The 18,229-nt window shown below is 59.6% G+C and carries 16 protein-coding genes and 1 tRNA gene; 8 read left to right on the forward strand and 9 right to left on the reverse strand.

Annotated features, from left to right (window positions below; translation table 11 throughout):
- Positions 1–192 precede the first annotated feature (192 nt).
- From AC1DKH_RS10150 to AC1DKH_RS10180, 7 genes are all read left to right on the forward strand, one after another.
- Positions 193–1,701, forward strand: coding sequence for a sigma-54-dependent transcriptional regulator (locus AC1DKH_RS10150; protein WP_477798091.1), 1,509 nt, complete (start codon positions 193–195; stop codon positions 1,699–1,701).
- A 455-nt stretch (positions 1,702–2,156) separates the two neighbouring features.
- Positions 2,157–2,534, forward strand: coding sequence for a glycine cleavage system protein GcvH (gcvH, locus tag AC1DKH_RS10155; RefSeq protein WP_477798092.1), 378 nt, complete (start codon positions 2,157–2,159; stop codon positions 2,532–2,534).
- Positions 2,535–2,545: 11 nt separating this feature from the next.
- Positions 2,546–5,398, forward strand: coding sequence for an aminomethyl-transferring glycine dehydrogenase (gene gcvP, locus AC1DKH_RS10160; protein ID WP_477798093.1), 2,853 nt, complete (start codon positions 2,546–2,548; stop codon positions 5,396–5,398).
- A gap of 188 nt (positions 5,399–5,586) precedes the next feature.
- Positions 5,587–6,963 (forward strand): L-serine ammonia-lyase, encoded by a 1,377-nt coding sequence (locus AC1DKH_RS10165; RefSeq protein ID WP_477798094.1) that lies wholly within the window; start codon positions 5,587–5,589, stop codon positions 6,961–6,963.
- 36 nt (positions 6,964–6,999) lie between these two features.
- Positions 7,000–8,124 carry a glycine cleavage system aminomethyltransferase GcvT gene (gene gcvT, locus AC1DKH_RS10170; protein ID WP_477798095.1) on the forward strand — a complete coding sequence of 375 codons (1,125 nt, stop codon included), beginning with the start codon at positions 7,000–7,002 and terminating at the stop codon, positions 8,122–8,124.
- A gap of 402 nt (positions 8,125–8,526) precedes the next feature.
- Complete coding sequence (locus AC1DKH_RS10175; RefSeq protein WP_007977299.1) at positions 8,527–8,739, forward strand: cold-shock protein; 213 nt, start codon at positions 8,527–8,529, stop codon at positions 8,737–8,739.
- A gap of 95 nt (positions 8,740–8,834) precedes the next feature.
- Positions 8,835–9,323, forward strand: a complete 489-nt coding sequence (locus tag AC1DKH_RS10180) for an RDD family protein (protein WP_477798096.1) — start codon at positions 8,835–8,837, stop codon at positions 9,321–9,323.
- Positions 9,324–9,458: 135 nt separating this feature from the next.
- Here AC1DKH_RS10180 and nadA read toward each other — a convergent pair whose 3' ends face one another.
- A complete protein-coding gene (nadA, locus tag AC1DKH_RS10185; RefSeq protein ID WP_110662488.1) occupies positions 9,459–10,517 on the reverse strand; it encodes a quinolinate synthase NadA in 1,059 nt (352 codons plus the stop codon).
- 412 nt (positions 10,518–10,929) lie between these two features.
- On the opposite strand from nadA, the gene AC1DKH_RS10190 reads away from it, so the two are divergent.
- Positions 10,930–12,210 carry an MFS transporter gene (locus tag AC1DKH_RS10190; RefSeq protein WP_477762782.1) on the forward strand — a complete coding sequence of 427 codons (1,281 nt, stop codon included), beginning with the start codon at positions 10,930–10,932 and terminating at the stop codon, positions 12,208–12,210.
- A gap of 129 nt (positions 12,211–12,339) precedes the next feature.
- Here the strand turns inward: AC1DKH_RS10190 and AC1DKH_RS10195 are convergent.
- From AC1DKH_RS10195 to tolR, 8 genes are all read right to left on the reverse strand, one after another.
- Positions 12,340–12,415, reverse strand: a tRNA-Lys gene (locus tag AC1DKH_RS10195).
- Between the two features lie 63 nt (positions 12,416–12,478).
- On the reverse strand, positions 12,479–13,171 hold the full coding sequence (gene queC / locus AC1DKH_RS10200) for a 7-cyano-7-deazaguanine synthase QueC (protein ID WP_007982287.1): 693 nt from the start codon (positions 13,169–13,171) through the stop codon (positions 12,479–12,481).
- A 1-nt stretch (position 13,172) separates the two neighbouring features.
- Positions 13,173–13,820, reverse strand: coding sequence for a 7-carboxy-7-deazaguanine synthase QueE (gene queE, locus AC1DKH_RS10205; RefSeq protein ID WP_150754451.1), 648 nt, complete (start codon positions 13,818–13,820; stop codon positions 13,173–13,175).
- 166 nt (positions 13,821–13,986) lie between these two features.
- A complete protein-coding gene (ybgF, locus tag AC1DKH_RS10210; protein WP_477762780.1) occupies positions 13,987–14,826 on the reverse strand; it encodes a tol-pal system protein YbgF in 840 nt (279 codons plus the stop codon).
- Positions 14,827–14,832: 6 nt separating this feature from the next.
- Positions 14,833–15,330 carry a peptidoglycan-associated lipoprotein Pal gene (pal, locus tag AC1DKH_RS10215; protein ID WP_003178634.1) on the reverse strand — a complete coding sequence of 166 codons (498 nt, stop codon included), beginning with the start codon at positions 15,328–15,330 and terminating at the stop codon, positions 14,833–14,835.
- Between the two features lie 52 nt (positions 15,331–15,382).
- Complete coding sequence (tolB, locus tag AC1DKH_RS10220; protein ID WP_167362903.1) at positions 15,383–16,663, reverse strand: Tol-Pal system beta propeller repeat protein TolB; 1,281 nt, start codon at positions 16,661–16,663, stop codon at positions 15,383–15,385.
- A gap of 17 nt (positions 16,664–16,680) precedes the next feature.
- Positions 16,681–17,760, reverse strand: coding sequence for a cell envelope integrity protein TolA (tolA, locus tag AC1DKH_RS10225; protein WP_046042213.1), 1,080 nt, complete (start codon positions 17,758–17,760; stop codon positions 16,681–16,683).
- Entirely contained in the window at positions 17,760–18,212 is a 453-nt protein-coding gene (gene tolR, locus AC1DKH_RS10230; protein ID WP_162135951.1) for a protein TolR, read from the reverse strand. Before tolR ends, tolA begins: the two co-directional genes overlap by 1 nt.
- Positions 18,213–18,229 lie beyond the last annotated feature (17 nt).

The following is an 18,229-nucleotide window of genomic DNA, read 5'->3' on the forward strand; positions in this document are numbered from 1 at the left end:
CACTGTGGGAGCGAGCTTGCTCGCGATAGCGGCCTGTCATCCAACATTGATGTTGACTGACACACTGCCATCGCGAGCAAGCTCGCTCCCACAGGGGATAATGTCGTCCTGAATATCGGCGGCACATTTCACCATTAGCCCGCCCCAAGGCATACTTGCCACCCTCCGCACTGCAGAACCCAAGACCGCCCCATGCGTATCCACGTCAGCTTCATCGACCGCGTCGGTATCACCCAGGAAGTCCTGGCCCTGCTCGGCGGGCGCAATCTGAACCTGGATGCGGTGGAAATGGTCCCGCCCAATGTTTATATCGACGCCCCGACCCTGAGCGCGCAAGTGCTCGAGGAACTGCGCGATGCCCTGTTCAGCGTGCGTGGCGTGCAAGCGGTGACGGTGGTCGACATCCTGCCCGGCCAGCGCCGGCACTTGCAGCTCGACGCCTTGCTGGCAGCCATGACCGACCCGGTGCTGGCACTGGACAGCGACGGCAAGGTGCTGCTGGCCAACCCGGCCCTCATCGCCCTGTACGGCCGCGAACCGGACGGTGAAAGCGTGGCCGAGCTGTTTGCCGACCCGGCCTTGCTCGACGCCCTGCTCGAACACGGCTTTCGCCTGCCGCTGCGGGAAATCACCGTCAACGGCCAGACCTTATTGCTCGACGCCACACCGATCACCGACGCCGGCGCCCTGCTGACCCTGTATCAACCGAACCGCATCGGCGAACGCCTTTCCGCGCTGCACCATGACCACGCCGAAGGTTTCGACGCACTGCTCGGCGAGTCCCCGGTGATCCGCACCCTCAAGGCGCGCGCCCAGCGGGTGGCGGCCCTCGATGCACCGCTGCTGATCCAGGGCGAAACCGGCACCGGCAAGGAACTGGTGGCCCGGGCCTGCCACGCCATCAGCGCCCGGCACAGTTCACCGTTTCTGGCGTTGAATTGCGCGGCATTGCCAGAGAACCTCGCCGAAAGCGAACTGTTCGGCTACGCCCCCGGCGCTTTCACCGGCGCGCAGCGAGGCGGTAAGCCAGGACTGATGGAACTGGCCAACCAGGGCACGGTGTTTCTCGATGAAATCGGCGAGATGTCGCCGTACTTGCAGGCCAAATTGCTGCGTTTCCTCAACGACGGCAGTTTTCGCCGGGTCGGCGGTGACCGTGAGGTCAAGGTCAACGTACGGATCCTCAGCGCGACCCACCGCGACCTGGAAAAAATGGTCAGCGAAGGCCTGTTCCGCGAAGACCTGTTCTATCGCCTCAACGTCCTCAACGTTGAAGTGCCTCCCCTGCGCGAGCGCGGCCAGGACATCCTGCTGCTGGCCCGCTATTTCATGCAGCAGGCCTGCGCGCAGATCCAGCGCCCGATCTGTCGCCTGGCGCCGGGCACTTATCCGGCGCTGCTGGGCAACCGCTGGCCGGGCAACGTGCGGCAATTGCAGAACGTGATCTTCCGCGCCGCGGCGATTTGCGAAAGCAGCCTAGTGGACATTGGCGACCTCGACATCGCCGGCACCTCGGTAGCGCGCCAGAACGACCATGACGTCGACAGCCTGGAACAGGCCATGGACGAGTTCGAGAAAACCCTGCTGGAAAAGCTCTACATCAGCTATCCCTCGACCCGGCAACTGGCGACCCGCCTGCAAACCTCCCACACCGCGATTGCCCATCGGTTGCGCAAGTACGGCATTCCCGGCAAGGCCTGAGGCCTCAATGTCCAATCCACCGCAGATCCCTGTGGGAGCGAGCTTGCTCCGGGCGGCGTTCCGACGATGGCGTCAGAACTTCAACATTGATGGTGACTGACCCACCGCTATCGCGAGCAAGCTCGCTCCCACAGGTTTTGTGTCCAGCATGAAACCGCGCCAAAAACGACCTCCATCTGTACTGAAAGCGCTACAGCGGAACGATATCGCTACACCCCTCTCCGGTCACGGCTGTGCAAGGCTTTGATCCACCTCGGCTTTCATCCTAGACATATGCCGTATCGATTTCGCTACAACGATTGAATTTCAGCCTTTGTCAAAACCACCTAAATCATTGATCAATAACAATAAAAACAACGTTGGCCGTGTTCTTGCTATGTACTCCCCCATAACCCGGGCATCGCCCAAGCATTCAATCGCGTCCACCAGACGAGTCTGGCCCCTTAGGAGTTTCCATGAGCGAGTTGCGTTTTACTGAAGATCACGAATGGCTGCGCACCGAAGCTGACGGCAGCGTCACAGTCGGCATCACCGCTTTCGCACAGAACGCCCTGGGCGACGTGGTTTTCGTTCAACTGCCTGAGCTGCAGTCCTACGACAAAGGCGCCGAAGCCGCCACCGTGGAATCGGTCAAGGCTGCCAGCGGCGTGTACATGCCGCTGGACGGCGAAGTGCTGGAAGTGAACCCGGCGCTCGACAGCAGCCCTGAACTGGTCAACGAAGATCCGCTGGGCGAAGGCTGGTTCTTCCGCTTTAAACCAAGCGACGCCACCGCTGTCGGCCAACTGCTGGATCAGGACGCCTACGACCGCCTGATCAAAGCCCAAGCCTGAGGAGCACCGACATGACTCAAATAAATCTGACCACCGCCAACGAATTCATCGCCCGTCACATCGGCCCGCGCGCCGGTGACGAGCAAGCCATGCTCAACAGCCTCGGCTTCGACTCCCTGGAAGCCCTGAGCGCCAGCGTGATTCCCGACAGCATCAAGGGCACCAGCGTCCTCGGCCTGGAAGACGGTTTGAGCGAAGCCGATGCCCTGGCCTTGATCAAGTCCATCGCGACTAAAAACCAGCTGTTCAAGACCTTCATCGGCCAGGGCTACTACGGCACCCACACGCCGTCGCCGATCCTGCGCAACCTGCTCGAAAACCCGGCCTGGTACACCGCCTACACCCCGTACCAGCCAGAAATCTCCCAAGGCCGTCTCGAAGCGCTGCTGAACTTCCAGACCCTGATCAGCGACCTCACCGGCCTGCCGATCGCCAATGCCTCGCTGCTGGACGAAGCCACCGCCGCTGCCGAAGCCATGACCTTCTGCAAACGCCTGAGCAAGAACAAGGGCAGCCACGCCTTCTTCGCCTCCGTGCATTGCCACCCGCAGACCCTCGACGTACTGCGCACCCGTGCCGAGCCCCTGGGCATCGACGTGGTGGTTGGCGACGAGCGCGAACTGACTGACGTGACGCCGTTCTTCGGCGCACTGCTGCAATACCCGGCGAGCAACGGTGACGTGTTCGATTACCGCGAGCTGACCGAACGCTTCCACGCCGCCAATGCCCTCGTTGCCGTGGCTGCCGACCTGCTGGCCCTGACCGTGCTGACCGCGCCGGGCGAATTCGGCGCCGACGTGGCCATCGGCAGCGCACAGCGCTTCGGCGTGCCGCTGGGCTTCGGTGGCCCGCACGCGGCGTACTTCTCCACCAAGGACGCGTTCAAGCGTGACATGCCGGGCCGCCTGGTCGGTGTTTCCGTAGACCGTTTCGGCAACCCGGCCCTGCGCCTGGCCATGCAGACCCGCGAGCAACACATCCGTCGCGAGAAAGCCACCAGCAACATCTGCACCGCGCAAGTGCTGCTGGCCAACATCGCCAGCATGTACGCCGTGTACCACGGTCCAAAAGGCCTGACGCAAATCGCCAATCGCGTGCATCACCTGACTGCGATCCTGGCCAAAGGCTTGAGCGCATTGGGCCTGAGCGTCGAGCAAGCGAGCTTCTTCGACACCCTGACCGTGAAGACCGGCGCGCAAACCGCCGCCCTGCACGACAAGGCGCACGCCCAGCGCATCAACCTGCGCGTGGTCGATGGTGAGCGCCTGGGCCTGTCCCTGGACGAAACCACCACTCAGGCCGACGTTGAAACCCTGTGGAGCCTGCTGTCCGACGGCAAGGCCCTGCCGGACTTCGCCGCCCTCGCCGCCTCGGTGCAGAGCGCCATCCCGGCCACGCTGGTGCGCCAGTCGCCGATCCTCAGCCACCCGGTGTTCAACCGCTATCACTCGGAAACCGAGCTGATGCGTTACCTGCGCAAACTGGCGGACAAGGACCTGGCGCTGGACCGCACCATGATCCCGCTGGGTTCGTGCACCATGAAACTCAACGCCGCCAGCGAAATGATCCCGGTGACCTGGGCCGAGTTCGGTGCCCTGCACCCGTTCGCCCCGGCCGAGCAAAGCGCCGGCTACCAGCAATTGACCGACGAGCTGGAAGCGATGCTCTGCGCCGCCACCGGTTATGACTCGGTTTCGCTGCAACCGAACGCCGGCTCCCAGGGTGAATACGCAGGTCTGCTGGCGATCCGTGCCTACCACCAGAGCCGTGGCGAAGACCGTCGCGACATCTGCCTGATCCCGTCGTCGGCCCACGGCACCAACCCGGCCACCGCACAAATGGCCGGCATGCGTGTGGTCGTCACCGCCTGCGATGCCCGTGGCAACGTCGACATCGAAGACCTGCGCGCCAAGGCTATCGAGCACCGCGAACACCTCGCCGCGCTGATGATCACCTACCCGTCGACCCACGGTGTGTTCGAAGAAGGCATCCGCGAAATCTGCGGCATCGTTCATGACAACGGCGGCCAGGTGTACATCGACGGCGCCAACATGAACGCCATGGTCGGCCTCTGCGCCCCGGGCAAGTTCGGCGGCGACGTTTCGCACCTGAACCTGCACAAGACCTTCTGCATCCCCCACGGCGGTGGCGGCCCGGGCGTCGGCCCGATCGGTGTGAAATCGCACCTGGCGCCATTCCTGCCGGGCCACGCACAGATGGAGCGCAAGGAAGGCGCCGTTTGCGCGGCACCGTTCGGCAGCGCAAGCATTCTGCCGATCACCTGGATGTACATTCGTATGATGGGTGGCGCGGGCCTCAAGCGTGCTTCGCAGCTGGCGATCCTCAATGCCAACTACATCTCCCGTCGCCTCGAAGAGCACTACCCGGTTCTGTACACCGGCAGCAACGGTCTGGTGGCGCATGAGTGCATCCTCGACCTGCGCCCACTGAAAGACAGCAGCGGCATCAGCGTCGATGACGTCGCCAAGCGCCTGATCGACTTCGGTTTCCACGCGCCGACCATGTCGTTCCCGGTGGCCGGCACGCTGATGATCGAGCCGACCGAAAGCGAATCCAAGGAAGAACTGGACCGTTTCTGCGACGCCATGATCCGCATCCGCGAAGAAGTCCGCGCAGTGGAAAACGGCACCCTGGACAAGGACGACAACCCGCTGAAAAACGCCCCGCACACCGCCAAGGAACTGGTCGGCGAGTGGTCTCACCCGTACAGCCGTGAGCAAGCGGTGTACCCGGTTGCGTCGCTGATCGAAGGCAAGTACTGGCCGCCGGTCGGTCGCGTCGACAACGTGTTCGGCGACCGCAACCTGGTCTGCGCCTGCCCGTCGATCGAAAGCTACGCTTAAACGAAAGAGGGGGCGGGTTTACTCGCCCCCTCTTTCAGATACACCGCAATACCCTGTAGGAGCTGCCGCAGGCTGCGATCTTTTGATCTTGATCTTGAAAAAACAGGATCAAAAGATCGCAGCCTGCGGCAGCTCCTACGCAAAGCATCTCCCGTGATACGCCTATAACAAGAAACCGGAGAACCACCATGTCGTTAAGCGTGTTCGACCTGTTCAAGATTGGCATCGGCCCCTCCAGCTCCCACACCGTCGGCCCGATGCGCGCCGCTGTGCGTTTCGTCGAAGGCCTGCGTCGTGAAGGGCTGCTGACGGCCACCACCTGCGTCAAGGTCGAGCTGTACGGCTCGCTCGGCGCCACCGGCAAAGGCCACGGCAGTGACAAGGCTGTGTTGCTGGGCCTGGAAGGTGAACACCCGGACACCGTGGATACGGAAACCGTCGCCGCGCGCCTGCAAGAAATCCGCAGCAACGGACGCTTGAACCTGCTCGGCGAACACAGCATTGCGTTCAACGAGAAAGAACACCTGGCGATGATTCGCAAACCGTTGGCGTATCACCCCAACGGCATGATTTTCCGCGCCTTCGACGCAGCCGGCCTGCAAGTCCGCAGCCGCGAGTACTACTCGGTCGGCGGCGGTTTTGTGGTCGATGAGGACGCCGCCGGCGCCGATCGCATCGTCGAAGACGCCACTCCCCTGACCTTTCCGTTCAAAAGTGCCAAGGATCTTCTCGGTCATTGCGTCAAATACGGGCTGTCGATCAGCCAGGTGATGCTGACCAACGAAAGCGCCTGGCGCCCGGAAGCGGAAACCCGCGCCGGCCTGCTGAACATCTGGCAAGTGATGCAGGACTGCGTCGCCGCCGGATGCCGTAATGAAGGCATCCTGCCCGGCGGGCTGAAGGTCAAGCGCCGGGCCGCCGCGCTGCATCGGCAGTTGTGCAAGAACCCGGAATCGTCGTTGCGCGACCCGCTGTCGGTGCTCGACTGGGTCAACCTGTACGCCCTGGCGGTCAATGAAGAAAACGCCAATGGCGGGCGCGTGGTCACCGCCCCCACCAACGGCGCGGCCGGGATCATTCCAGCGGTGCTGCATTACTACATGCGCTTTATCCCGGGTTCCAATGACGACGGCGTGGTGCGTTTTCTGCTCACTGCCGCGGCCATCGGCATTCTGTACAAGGAAAACGCTTCGATCTCCGGCGCCGAAGTCGGCTGCCAGGGCGAAGTCGGCGTTGCCTGCTCGATGGCCGCCGGTGCCTTGTGCGAAGTGCTTGGCGGCACTGTGCAACAAGTGGAGAACGCCGCGGAAATCGGCATGGAACACAACCTCGGACTGACCTGCGACCCGATTGGCGGGCTGGTGCAAGTGCCTTGCATCGAGCGCAACGCCATGGGCTCGGTCAAGGCCATCAATGCCGTGCGCATGGCCCTGCGCGGCGACGGGCAACACTTCGTTTCCCTCGACAAGGTCATTCGCACCATGCGCCAGACCGGCGCCGACATGAAAAGCAAATACAAGGAAACCGCCCGTGGCGGTTTGGCGGTCAACATTATCGAGTGCTGATGTGCGCTCATCTGCACCCTTCTTCAGGAGCTGAATATGTCCACCGAACAACTGTTGAAAACCCCGTTGCACGCACTGCACATCGAACTCGGCGCGCGCATGGTGCCGTTCGCCGGCTACGACATGCCCGTGCAGTACCCGCTGGGCGTGATGAAAGAACACCAGCACACCCGCGACCAGGCCGGGCTGTTCGATGTCTCGCACATGGGCCAGATTCGCCTGACCGGCGCCAATGCCGCCAAGGCCCTGGAAACCCTGGTGCCGGTGGACATCATCGACCTGCCGGTGGGCATGCAGCGCTACGCGATGTTCACCAATGCGACCGGCGGCATTCTCGACGACCTGATGGTCGCCAACCTGGGCAACGACGAACTGTTCCTGGTGGTCAACGCCGCCTGCAAGGACCAGGACCTGGCCCACCTGCGCAAGCACATTGGCGACCAGTGCACGATCGAGCCGCTGTTCGAAGAGCGCGCCCTGCTCGCCTTGCAAGGCCCGGCTGCAGTGACCGTGCTGGCACGCCTGGCACCTACAGTTGCGAAGATGACCTTCATGCAGTTCGCCCGCGCGAAGCTGCTGGGCGTGGACTGCTTTGTCAGCCGTTCGGGTTACACCGGTGAAGACGGTTTCGAAATTTCCGTACCCGCCGCGAACGCCGAAGCCCTGGCTCGCGCACTGCTCGCTGAGGCCGAAGTGGCCGCCATCGGCCTTGGCGCCCGCGACTCCCTGCGCCTGGAAGCGGGTTTGTGCCTGTACGGCCACGACATGAACACCGACACCACCCCAATCGAGGCAAGCCTGCTGTGGGCGATCTCCAAGCCACGTCGCACTGATGGCGCACGGGCCGGTGGCTTCCCTGGCGCCGAAACCGTATTCGCCCAGCAACAGGCAGGCGTGAACCGCAAACGTGTGGGTTTGTTACCACAGGAACGTACACCCGTGCGTGAAGGCGCCGAGATCGTCAACGAAGCCGGCGACATCATCGGTAGCGTCTGCAGCGGCGGTTTCGGGCCAACCCTGGGCGGGCCGCTGGCCATGGGTTATGTCGACAGCGCTTATATCGCACTGGACACACAGGTCTGGGCGATCGTTCGTGGGAAAAAGGTGCCTTTGCTTGTAAGCAAAATGCCATTTGTTCCACAACGCTACTATCGCGGCTGATTGAATGTTCCTATAAGTAACGCGGTTGCGTTAACGGTGCACTAATGTGTAACGCAACCGCCATATAACAGTGCATCGTTTGGCTATAAGCTTCGATTATGAACTTTGCTTATAACGATCGAAAACAACTGAACAAGACCAGGGAATAAGCCCCCGCTAGTGGACTTACTTTGCCATCAACCTGAGGAAATACGGGGCCTTCACAGGGCTTGTTTTTTCTCCCGTAGTTGGCGTAGAGTTTGTTCACTGTGTTTGCATGGGTCGCTTGGAATCGTGACCTGGGCAGTAGCCTACAAGTTAGCTACATCCCGTTCGACGTCTTCTTACTCTCCTGCAACCAGCCCCAGTACTCTTTCATGAGAAGGAGACTGTCATTAATTTTTGCGTCAAAGGAAATAAGAAATGTCCCAACGTCAGAGCGGTACCGTCAAGTGGTTTAACGACGAGAAAGGTTTTGGTTTTATCACTCCTGAAAGCGGTCCGGATCTGTTCGTGCATTTCCGCGCTATCCAGGGCAACGGCTTCAAGAGCCTGAAAGAAGGCCAGAAAGTGACTTTCATCGCCGTGCAGGGCCAGAAAGGCATGCAGGCTGACGAAGTACAAGCAGAAGCCTAATCTTCTGTAACGAAAAAGCCCCTGATGCTGACATCAGGGGCTTTTTTGTGCGCGTAAATCCGTAAAATGGCTTCTTTTTTCGCCGAGAGCCTGCCATGTCGAAACACCTGCTTACTCCCCAGGGCGACTTTCCTGCCGCTGGCCTGGGTCGTCGCCTGGCAGCCATGTTCTATGATTTCCTGCTGTGTACCGCCCTGCTGATCGTCACCAGCGGCATCTACAAGATGATCCAGATGGCGATCATCGGCGAAGAAAGGATGCGCACCCTGACCGAAGCGGGTGCGCTGGACGGCGATCCCCTGCTCTCGACGGTGCTGTTGTTCGTACTGTTCGGCTTCTTCGCCAAATTCTGGACCTGGTCCGGTCAGACGCTGGGCATGCAGGTCTGGTGCATCCGCGTGCAGAACGCCGATGGCTCATCCATCAGCCTGTGGCAGGCGTTGCTGCGCTTTGTCGTGTCGCTTGCTTCGGTGCTGTGTGTTGGTCTGGGATTCTTCTGGTCGTTGTTCGACAAACAGAAACGCAGTTGGCAGGACATGTATTCCAACACCCGGCTGGTGCGGATTCCGAAAAAAACCAAGTAATTGAACTGATCGAAAACCACTGTGGGAGCGAGCTTGCTCGCGATGGCGGCCTGACAGCAGACATTAGTGTCAACTGACACGCCCTCATCGCGAGCAAGCTCGCTCCCACAGTTTTTGCGGCTTACCTGAAAGATCTCAGGCGTTACCCGCGAGTTTCATCCGGGCTGCAGCAGTGAAATCAAGCATGCGCTTGAGCGGTCGGATCGCCTGAGGGATCAGCGCCGGGTCGACAAAGATCTCGTTCGCCCCTTCCTTCAACGCCTTGAGCGTGCGCTCAAGGGTGTTCATGGCCATCCACGGGCAATGTGCACAACTGCGGCACGCCGCGCCGTTACCTGCCGTCGGGGCTTCGATAAAGACCTTGTCCGGGCACAGCTGCTGCATCTTGTAGAAGATGCCGCGGTCGGTCGCCACGATCAGCGTCTTGTTCGGCAGGCTCTGTGCCGCCGCGATCAACTGACTGGTGGAACCCACGGCATCGGCCAGTTCAATCACCGATGTCGGCGACTCCGGGTGCACCAGGATCGCAGCATCCGGGTACAGCGCCTTCATGTCTTCAAGCTGCTTGGACTTGAACTCTTCGTGAACGATGCAGGCACCGTCCCACAGCAGCATGTCAGCACCGGTCTGGCGCTGGATGTAGGTCCCCAGGTGCTTGTCCGGGCCCCAGATGATGGTCTCGCCGTTGTCCATCAGGCTTTCGACGATTTCCAGCGCACAGCTTGAGGTCACCACCCAATCCGCTCGGGCCTTTACCGCAGCCGAAGTGTTGGCGTACACCACCACCGTGCGTTCCGGGTGTTGATCGCAGAACGCGGAAAATTCGTCCACCGGGCAACCCAGGTCGAGCGAACAGGTCGCTTCGAGCGTCGGCATCAGCACGCGTTTTTCGGGGTTGAGGATCTTGGCGGTCTCACCCATGAACTTCACGCCGGCGACGACCACGGTCTTGGCCGGATGGGCGTTGCCGAAACGGGCCATCTCCAGCGAGTCGGAGACACAGCCGCCCGTCTCTTCGGCCAGCGCCTGAATGACAGGGTCACAATAGAAGTGGGCCACCAGCACCGCGTCCTGAGCCTTGAGCTCGGCAGCGATGGCGGCACGGTAATAAGCCTCTTCATCGGCGGTCAGCGGCTTGGGCTGCTTGGCGTCGAGGTGGGCTTGAACCAGAAGGCGTTCGGAAATTTGCGTCATGTTCGCAAGACCTGCAGGCGCATTCGCGCGAAAGTCGAGTATACACCCGGCTCCGGACCCTACAGGGTACCGCCGGGAAAGTGAGTATTCATCAGGCACGGACAGCGTTGAAGCTGCGCAAGGCTACAGAATATCCGACGGATGCAAAAGATGATTCTGACCTGCGCAGCCTGGCGCATCGCTGAATTAAATCGCAGGCAGAAAAAAATCCGGAAATCCTCACATACTTGGGCCTCCTCGACGTCGATAACCCGTTGTCCTTAGACGGCATCAGCAACGCCCTGAGGAACGCTGTCCACGTAAAGTTCTCAGAAATGAGACCGTGCCCTGATGGGCTATGGCTTGAAGAAGAGCGGGGGCGTTTCTGCTGTGAAATACGCACGACATTTTCCACATGCGAGGCTCTTGCGACATGAGTAACGAGAATTCAGGCTCTTGCGCAAAAGCCGACCAGGAAACCAGACACTCGTTTTTGTACTTGTTTTTGACCATATTCATCCCCTTTGGCCTCGGGCATTTTGTGTCCTACCTGTTTCGCACGGTCAACGCCTTGATCTATGTGGATCTGGAGCGGGAACTGCACCTGCCCGCCAGCAGCCTGGGCCTGCTTACCGGTGTGTACTTTCTGACTTTCGCCGCAGCGCAGATTCCGCTGGGGGTCATGCTCGACCGCTACGGTCCGCGTAGCGTGCAGGCACCCATGCTGCTGTTCGCTGTGTTGGGCTCGCTGATTTTCAGCTTCTCCCATACGGAACTGGGCTTGATCATTGGTCGCGGCCTGATCGGCCTAGGTGTTGCTGGCTCGCTGATGAGTGCGATCAAAGCGTGTGCCATCTGGCTGCCTGCCGAACGCCTGCCGCTGAGTACAGCATGCCTGTTATCTGTGGGCGGCTTGGGCGCAATGGCGTCCACCACGCCGTTGCATGAACTGCTCAAGTGGATCTCATGGCGTGAAGCATTCTTGATTCTGGCGCTGCTGACTTTGTTCGTCTGCGTAGTCATTCATCGGAGCGTGCCGCGCACCTACAACCCCAAACACACCACTCTTGCCGAAATGTCCAAGGCAGTGGGAAGGCTTTACTCCTCCTGGGTATTTTGGCGACTGGCGTTGTACTCGGTGTTTGCCCATGCGATCTACATGTCGGTGCTGTCGCTATGGATGGGGCCGTGGCTACGCGATGTCGCACATTTGAACGAGTCCAGTATGGCCAACACCTTGCTCTGGGGCACCGTGGCGATGGTGGCAGGCTCGCTGGCCTTCGGCTCGTTCACCGACTACCTGCGGCGCTTTGGTGTGCAGCCGATCATGGTGTGCGGCGCCGGGGTTTCAATCTTCATCGTATTTCAATCACTGATGATCAGCGGACTACCCGTATCGCCGCTACTGATTGCTATGGGGTTCAGCTTCTTCGGCACTTCCACCACCATGAACTACGCGATCGTGGCTCAGTCGGTATCCCCTGAACTTGCCGGGCGGGTCAGTTCGTCGTTCAACCTGGTAGTGTTCGTATTGGCGTTCGTCTTGCAATGGTTGATGGGGGAAATCCTGAATCTGTGGCCAAGATCTGGACAAGGACATCCAGTGGAGGCTTATCAGTGGTCGCTGGGAGTGATGATCGCGTTGCAGGTACCAGGGGTGTTGTTGTGGCTGAGTTTTAAACCGTGGGAACTGAAAATCGCGGCGACGCGGTAAAACCGGGCAACCACTGATACCTTAGCGAAAGCCCCACCCTCCAGACCTGCCAGCACTGAATTTCAGGCAAAAAAAAACCCGGAAATCCTCACTTGCGTGGGCCTTCCGGATTTTCTAAACCGCCAAAAATGGTGGGTCGTGTGGGATTCGAACCTACGACCAATTGGTTAAAAGCCAACTGCTCTACCAACTGAGCTAACGACCCGCTGTGTGGTGGCGCGTATAATACTGATTTTTAAGGACTATTCAACACCTATTTTGAAATAAATCAAAAATAAGGGGTTGGATCGCTGATTCCGGCCGCCGCAAAGCCTTCTGCACGCAGTCGGCAGCTGTCGCACTTGCCGCAGGCACGACCGTTATCGTCGGCCTGATAGCAGGAAACGGTCAGACCATAATCCACGCCAAGCTTAACGCCGGCCTGGACGATCTGCGCCTTGCTGAGGTTTTGCAGCGGCGCCTGGATGCGGAAGCCATTGCCTTCCACGCCGGCCTTGGTTGCCAGGTTGGCCATGCGCTCGAACGACTCGATGAACTCGGGACGGCAGTCCGGGTAACCGGAGTAATCCACCGCATTGACACCGATGAAGATGTCACGTGCGCCGAGTACTTCAGCCCAGCCCAGGGCCAGGGACAGGAACACCGTGTTACGCGCAGGCACGTAAGTCACCGGAATGCCCTCACCCAACTCTTCCGGAATATCGATGCTGCTGTCGGTCAGCGCCGAGCCGCCCATGCCGTTCAGGTTCAGACCGATCACCTTGTGCTCGACCACACCCAGGTCCCGCGCCACACGCTCGGCGGCGTGCAGTTCGGCGTGAGAGCGCTGACCGTAGTCAAAGCTCATGGTGTAGCAGCTGTAGCCTTCGGCGCGCGCCATGGCCACGACGGTCGCCGAGTCCAGGCCACCGGACAGCAGGATGACCGCACGTTTTTCAGCAGTGTTCAGTTGTTCAGTCATTTCAGCGCCCCGGCTCGTCATTCCATAGATATTTATGCAGCTGCAATTGCAAACGCACTGGCAGATTGTCCGCCACCACCCAGTCCGCCAGGTCCCGGGCATTGAGATCATGGTGACTTGGCGAGAACAGGACTTCGCCGGCACGCAGGTTAAGACCGTACTGGATCAGCTTGGAAACGGACCAGTCATAGTCCTCCCGCGAGCAGATGACAAACTTCACCTGATCGTTGGGCGTGAGCAGCTCAATGTTTTCGTAGCGATTGCGGTGTGCTTCCTTCGAACCCGGGGTTTTCAGATCGACAACGCGACTGACCCGGGAATCTACTGCCGAGATATCGATAGAGCCACTGGTTTCCAGTGACACTTCGTAACCGGCGTCACACAGGCGCTTGAGCAAGGGAATGGCGTTGGGTTGCGCCAGCGGCTCGCCGCCCGTGACACAGACGTATCGCGGACGAAAACCGGCGACCTGCTCGAGGATATCGTCGAGGGTGCGGATGGTCCCACCGGTGAACGCGTAGGCGCTGTCGCAGTATTGGCAACGCAACGGACAACCGGTCAGGCGCACAAAAACAGTGGGCAGCCCGGCAGTCCGAGTCTCACCCTGCAACGAGTAGAAAACTTCGGTGATTCTCAATGTGTCTTGCATAGTCGCCACGGGCGTAACAGCTAAACAGGCTGTCCGCCTCCGTCAGGCACTTCAAGGAACCCCGGCAATGCGCAGATCCCAAAAAGCGTGTTTCAGAAAAAGGGTGTGAATTCTAACGAAAAAACCCGCGACAAGCGCGGGTTTCTTTGAAGCGGGTCAAGCCGGCTTACATTTTTTGCAGATCGCGCTGGGCCAATTGAGCAGCGGAAGTACCCGGATATTGGGAAACCACCTGCTGCAAAATGCCCTTGACCCGGTCGGTATGACCCAGGCGACGCTCTACATCAGCGAGCTTGTACAGCGAGTCCGGCACTTTGGCGTGCTTGGGATACAGCTGCGAAACCTTGGCAAATGCCTGACCTGCACCTTGCAGATCGCCCTTGGCCAGGTTCACTTCGCCCAACCAGTACTGGGCATTGCCCGCATACTGGCTGTTCGGGTATTTGCGCAGGAATGCGGCGAAAGCCTGGCTGGCCTTGTCGAAATCCTTGGCCTTGATCAGGTCGAAGGCAGCATCGTAATAGAGCTTTTCCTTCGCCGGATCTGCCGGCTCGCCACCTGCGGCAGGTGCTTGAGCGGCGGCTGCGCCAGCTGCTGCACCTGCGGCTGCACCGGGGGCATTCAAATCACCACCGGTGGAAGAATTCTGAGGATTCGCGGCTGGTGCAACGCCGGTTCCTATGCGCCGATCAAGATCCTGGTATCGCTCCAGGTTTTCCTGCTTCATGCGCGCTACATCATTTTGCAGAACTTCAATCGCACCTTGCTGGCGCTCGATCTGTTGCTGCATTGATTGCAGTTGGTTGAACAGCTCGCCCTGTGCCGAGACAGGGGCCGAAACCCCTCCCCCGGCATAGGCGCCGTTCGTACCGTAACCCGCAGGCGGATAACTGCTCCCGCTATTGTTATAGCCGGAGTTGTCCTCGACCACAGGAACCGCAGCCCACACCGCAAACGGTGCGAGGCTGAGAGCCAAAACAGTTACAGCACGACGGCACGTTCGCATGACGAATTACTTACGCAGTTCGACGCGACGGTTTTGAGCCCAGGACTGCTCGTCGTTGCCGGTAGCAACTGGACGCTCTTCGCCGTAGGAAACCAGTTCCAGCTGAGCTGGGGAAACGCCTTGCAGTACCAGGTAGCGCTGAACGGCTTTCGCACGACGCTCGCCCAGAGCCATGTTGTACTCACGAGTACCACGTTCGTCGGTGTTGCCTTCCAGAACAACGCGAGCGCCGTTTGCTTTCAGGTCTTTGGCGTGAACGTCCAGAGCGCGCATGGCTTCTGGCTTCAGGTCCGAACTGTCGTATTCGAAGTAGAAAGTGGTGATAGCGCGCAGTGCAGCTTCTTCGCTCAGGGAGCCGTCAACTGCACCAGTGTTTGCGCCGTAACCAGCGTTTGGATCTACCGCGCCTTCACCGGCATTGTCGCCGCCTTTGGACGAGCAACCTACAGCTACAGCCATGGCCAGTGCCAGCGCAGCAAATTTACCAAACTTCAGCATTTCCATCGTGAAACTCCTAATGAACCCCAGTGTGTTAAGTACAACGTATAGCGCCGCGTCAGTTCAGGTAAGGGGACCAGGAAGGTTCTCTGACTTCGCCTTGTGCGGTAGGAAGCGGGAGCCTTACGCGTCCATTGATGGACACGAGCATCAAGACTCCCCGGCCCTGCTGGCGGGTGGCGTAGATTACCATGGTGCCGTTGGGCGCGACAGTAGGCGACTCGTCCAGAGTGCTATCAGTGAGGATTTTTACACTACCGCGCTGCAAATCCTGGGCCGCCACCTTGAAATTGGTGAAGCCATCCTGACGGTGAATCATGACAAGCGTCTTTTCATCAGCCGACAGTTTAGGGTTGGCGTTGTAGTTACCGACGAAAGTCACGCGTTCGGCACCGCCACCACCGGCACTGGTCTTGTAGATCTGCGGCTTGCCGCCACGGTCGGACGTGAAGTAGATGGTCGAGCCATCCTTGCCCCAGAACGGTTCGGTGTTGATGCCAGGACCGTTGGTAACGCGGCTGATCTGACGCGAACCCAGGTTCATCACATAGATGTCCGGGTTGCCGTCTTTGGACAGCACGAACGCCAGGCGATTGCCGTCCGGCGACCAGGCTGGCGCGCCGTTCAGGCCTTCGAAGTTGGTGATCTGCTCACGGCGACCGGTGTCGATGTTCTGCATGAAGATGCGTGGACGCTTCTGCTCGAAGGAGACATAGGCGATGCGCTTGCCATCCGGTGCGAAACGCGGCGACAGGATCGGCTCGCGCGATTGCAGCAGGGTTACGGCGCGGGCACCGTCGTAGTCCGAACGTTGCAGGGTGTAGCGAGTGTTGTTCTCGGAGAAACGCTCGGCCGTTACGTACAGCAGGCGAGTCGAGAAGGCACCCTTGATACCCGTGAGTTTTTCGAACGACTGGTCAGAGATGTAGTGCGCCATGTCGCGTAACTGATCGACGCCGCCCGACACGCTGCCGGTCAGCACTTGCTGCTCCGTGGCGACGTTGAACAGTGCGTATTGCACCTGCAGGCGACCGCCCGCCGGCACAATGCTGCCGACCATGACGTACTGGGCACCCAGCGCCTTGAAGTCACGGAAGATGATTTCGCTGGCCTGGCTCGGCTGGCTGATCATGTTCTGCTTTGGAAGCGGCGAGTAGTAACCCGAGTTGCGCAGGTCGTTACCGATGATTTCCGCCATGTCGTCCGGCAGCACGCTACCGCCCTGGAAGCCGAACGGTACTACGGCGATCGGGGTCGCCCGATCGCTGCCACTGGTAACCAGAATGTTTTTCTCATCTGCCATCGCCATCCCTGCCATGCAGCAGATAACGACCAGCATTCCTCGAAGAAGGTTTCTCACAAGGCTAGATCCTCAGGTGTGAATGTCATCTTGAATGAACGATACGGAGCGAAATCACTCGGCTTCATTCCCTGCATTTCTGTCAAACGTCCAATATTCTTCACCGCTGCAACAGCCGAGGCGTCAAACGGACCGTCGCCACTGGACTTGGACACGCTGACCGAAGTCACCGTACCGTCCGGCAACATGCCGATTTGCAATACGACCGTCATGCCTTTGCGTGCCGAAGGTGGACGAGCCCAGCCTTCCGCTGCACGCGCACGAATCAGGTCATCGAAACTGCCGGCGACTTCGTCGCCCTGCTCATCGGCCAACGCCTGCTGACGCTGCGGCGTGTCGGAAAGCAAATCTGCCAGGGCCTGAGCCTTTTTGTCTTCGGCGGATTTACGTGCCGCGTCCTGCGATTTCTTCTTCGCAGCATCGGCAGTAGCTTTCTTCTTCGCTTCCTCGGCGACTTTCTTCTTCGCCTCTTCAGCTTCAGCTTTCTTCTTGGCGTCTTCCGCGGCTTTCTTCTTCGCGTCTTCGACGATCTTTTTCTTGGCTTCTTCAGCTGCCGCTTTCTTGGCCTCTTCTTCTGCAGCTTTCTTGGCTTCTTCTTCAGCTTTCTTCTTGGCTATATCAGCCAATTGTTTCTCTTCTGCCTTCTTGGCTTCCGCGGTTTTCTTCGCATCGTCGGCTTTTTTGGCTTCATCAGCCTTTTTCGCCTCGTCCGCTTTCTTCGCCTCGTCGGCCTTCTTGGCTTCTTCGGCCTTTTGAGCCGCCTCTTCTTTCTTTTGTTCCGCAGCCTTCACCGCTTCCTGCTCGACCTTTTTCTGTTCCATCTGCTCGACTTCGGTCTGACGCGCAGCAGATTTCTGCGCCTCACCGGCAATCTTCTGATTGGTCTGGGTGGTCGCCCGACTTTTCGATTTCAGCTGGTACAAGGTCGCCTGGACAATCGGCTTGGCCGGCGGCAGTTCCGGGGTAAAGGCAAAGCTGACGAACAGCATGCCGAACACCAGCACGTGCAAGCCAATCGCCCAGACACTAGGCCAGAAGTAGCTTTCCGAGGCGGACGGCTCTCGCTGTTGCTGCATCAGGGCGCCTCGGTAATCAAGCCAACATTACCGACCCCGGCCTTCTGCAACCCGCCCATGGCCCCCATGACGGAGCCGTAATCGACACTCTTGTCGCCGCGGATGAAGACCTGGGTACGCTTGCCGCCTTCGTTGCCGACGCGAATGATCTTGGTCACCGCGTCAGTCATCTGCGGCAGGGTCATGGCCCGATCCTGCTGCTTTTCGGTGTCGACTTCGCTGCCAAGGTTCCAGTAGTAGGTCTTGTCGGATTTGATGGAAATGGTCAGGACCTGGGTGTTGTTGTCCTGCGGCAAGGCTTCGCTGGAAACCTTGGGCAGATCAACTTTCACGCCCTGATTGAGCATCGGCGCGGTCACCATGAAGATCACCAGCAGCACCAACATCACGTCGATGTAAGGCACCACGTTCATCTCGGCGACCGGCTTGCGCTTTTTGCGAGCTCGAGCGATTAAAGCCATTGGAAATT

This window comes from Pseudomonas sp. 05L36 (genome assembly GCF_056398125.1).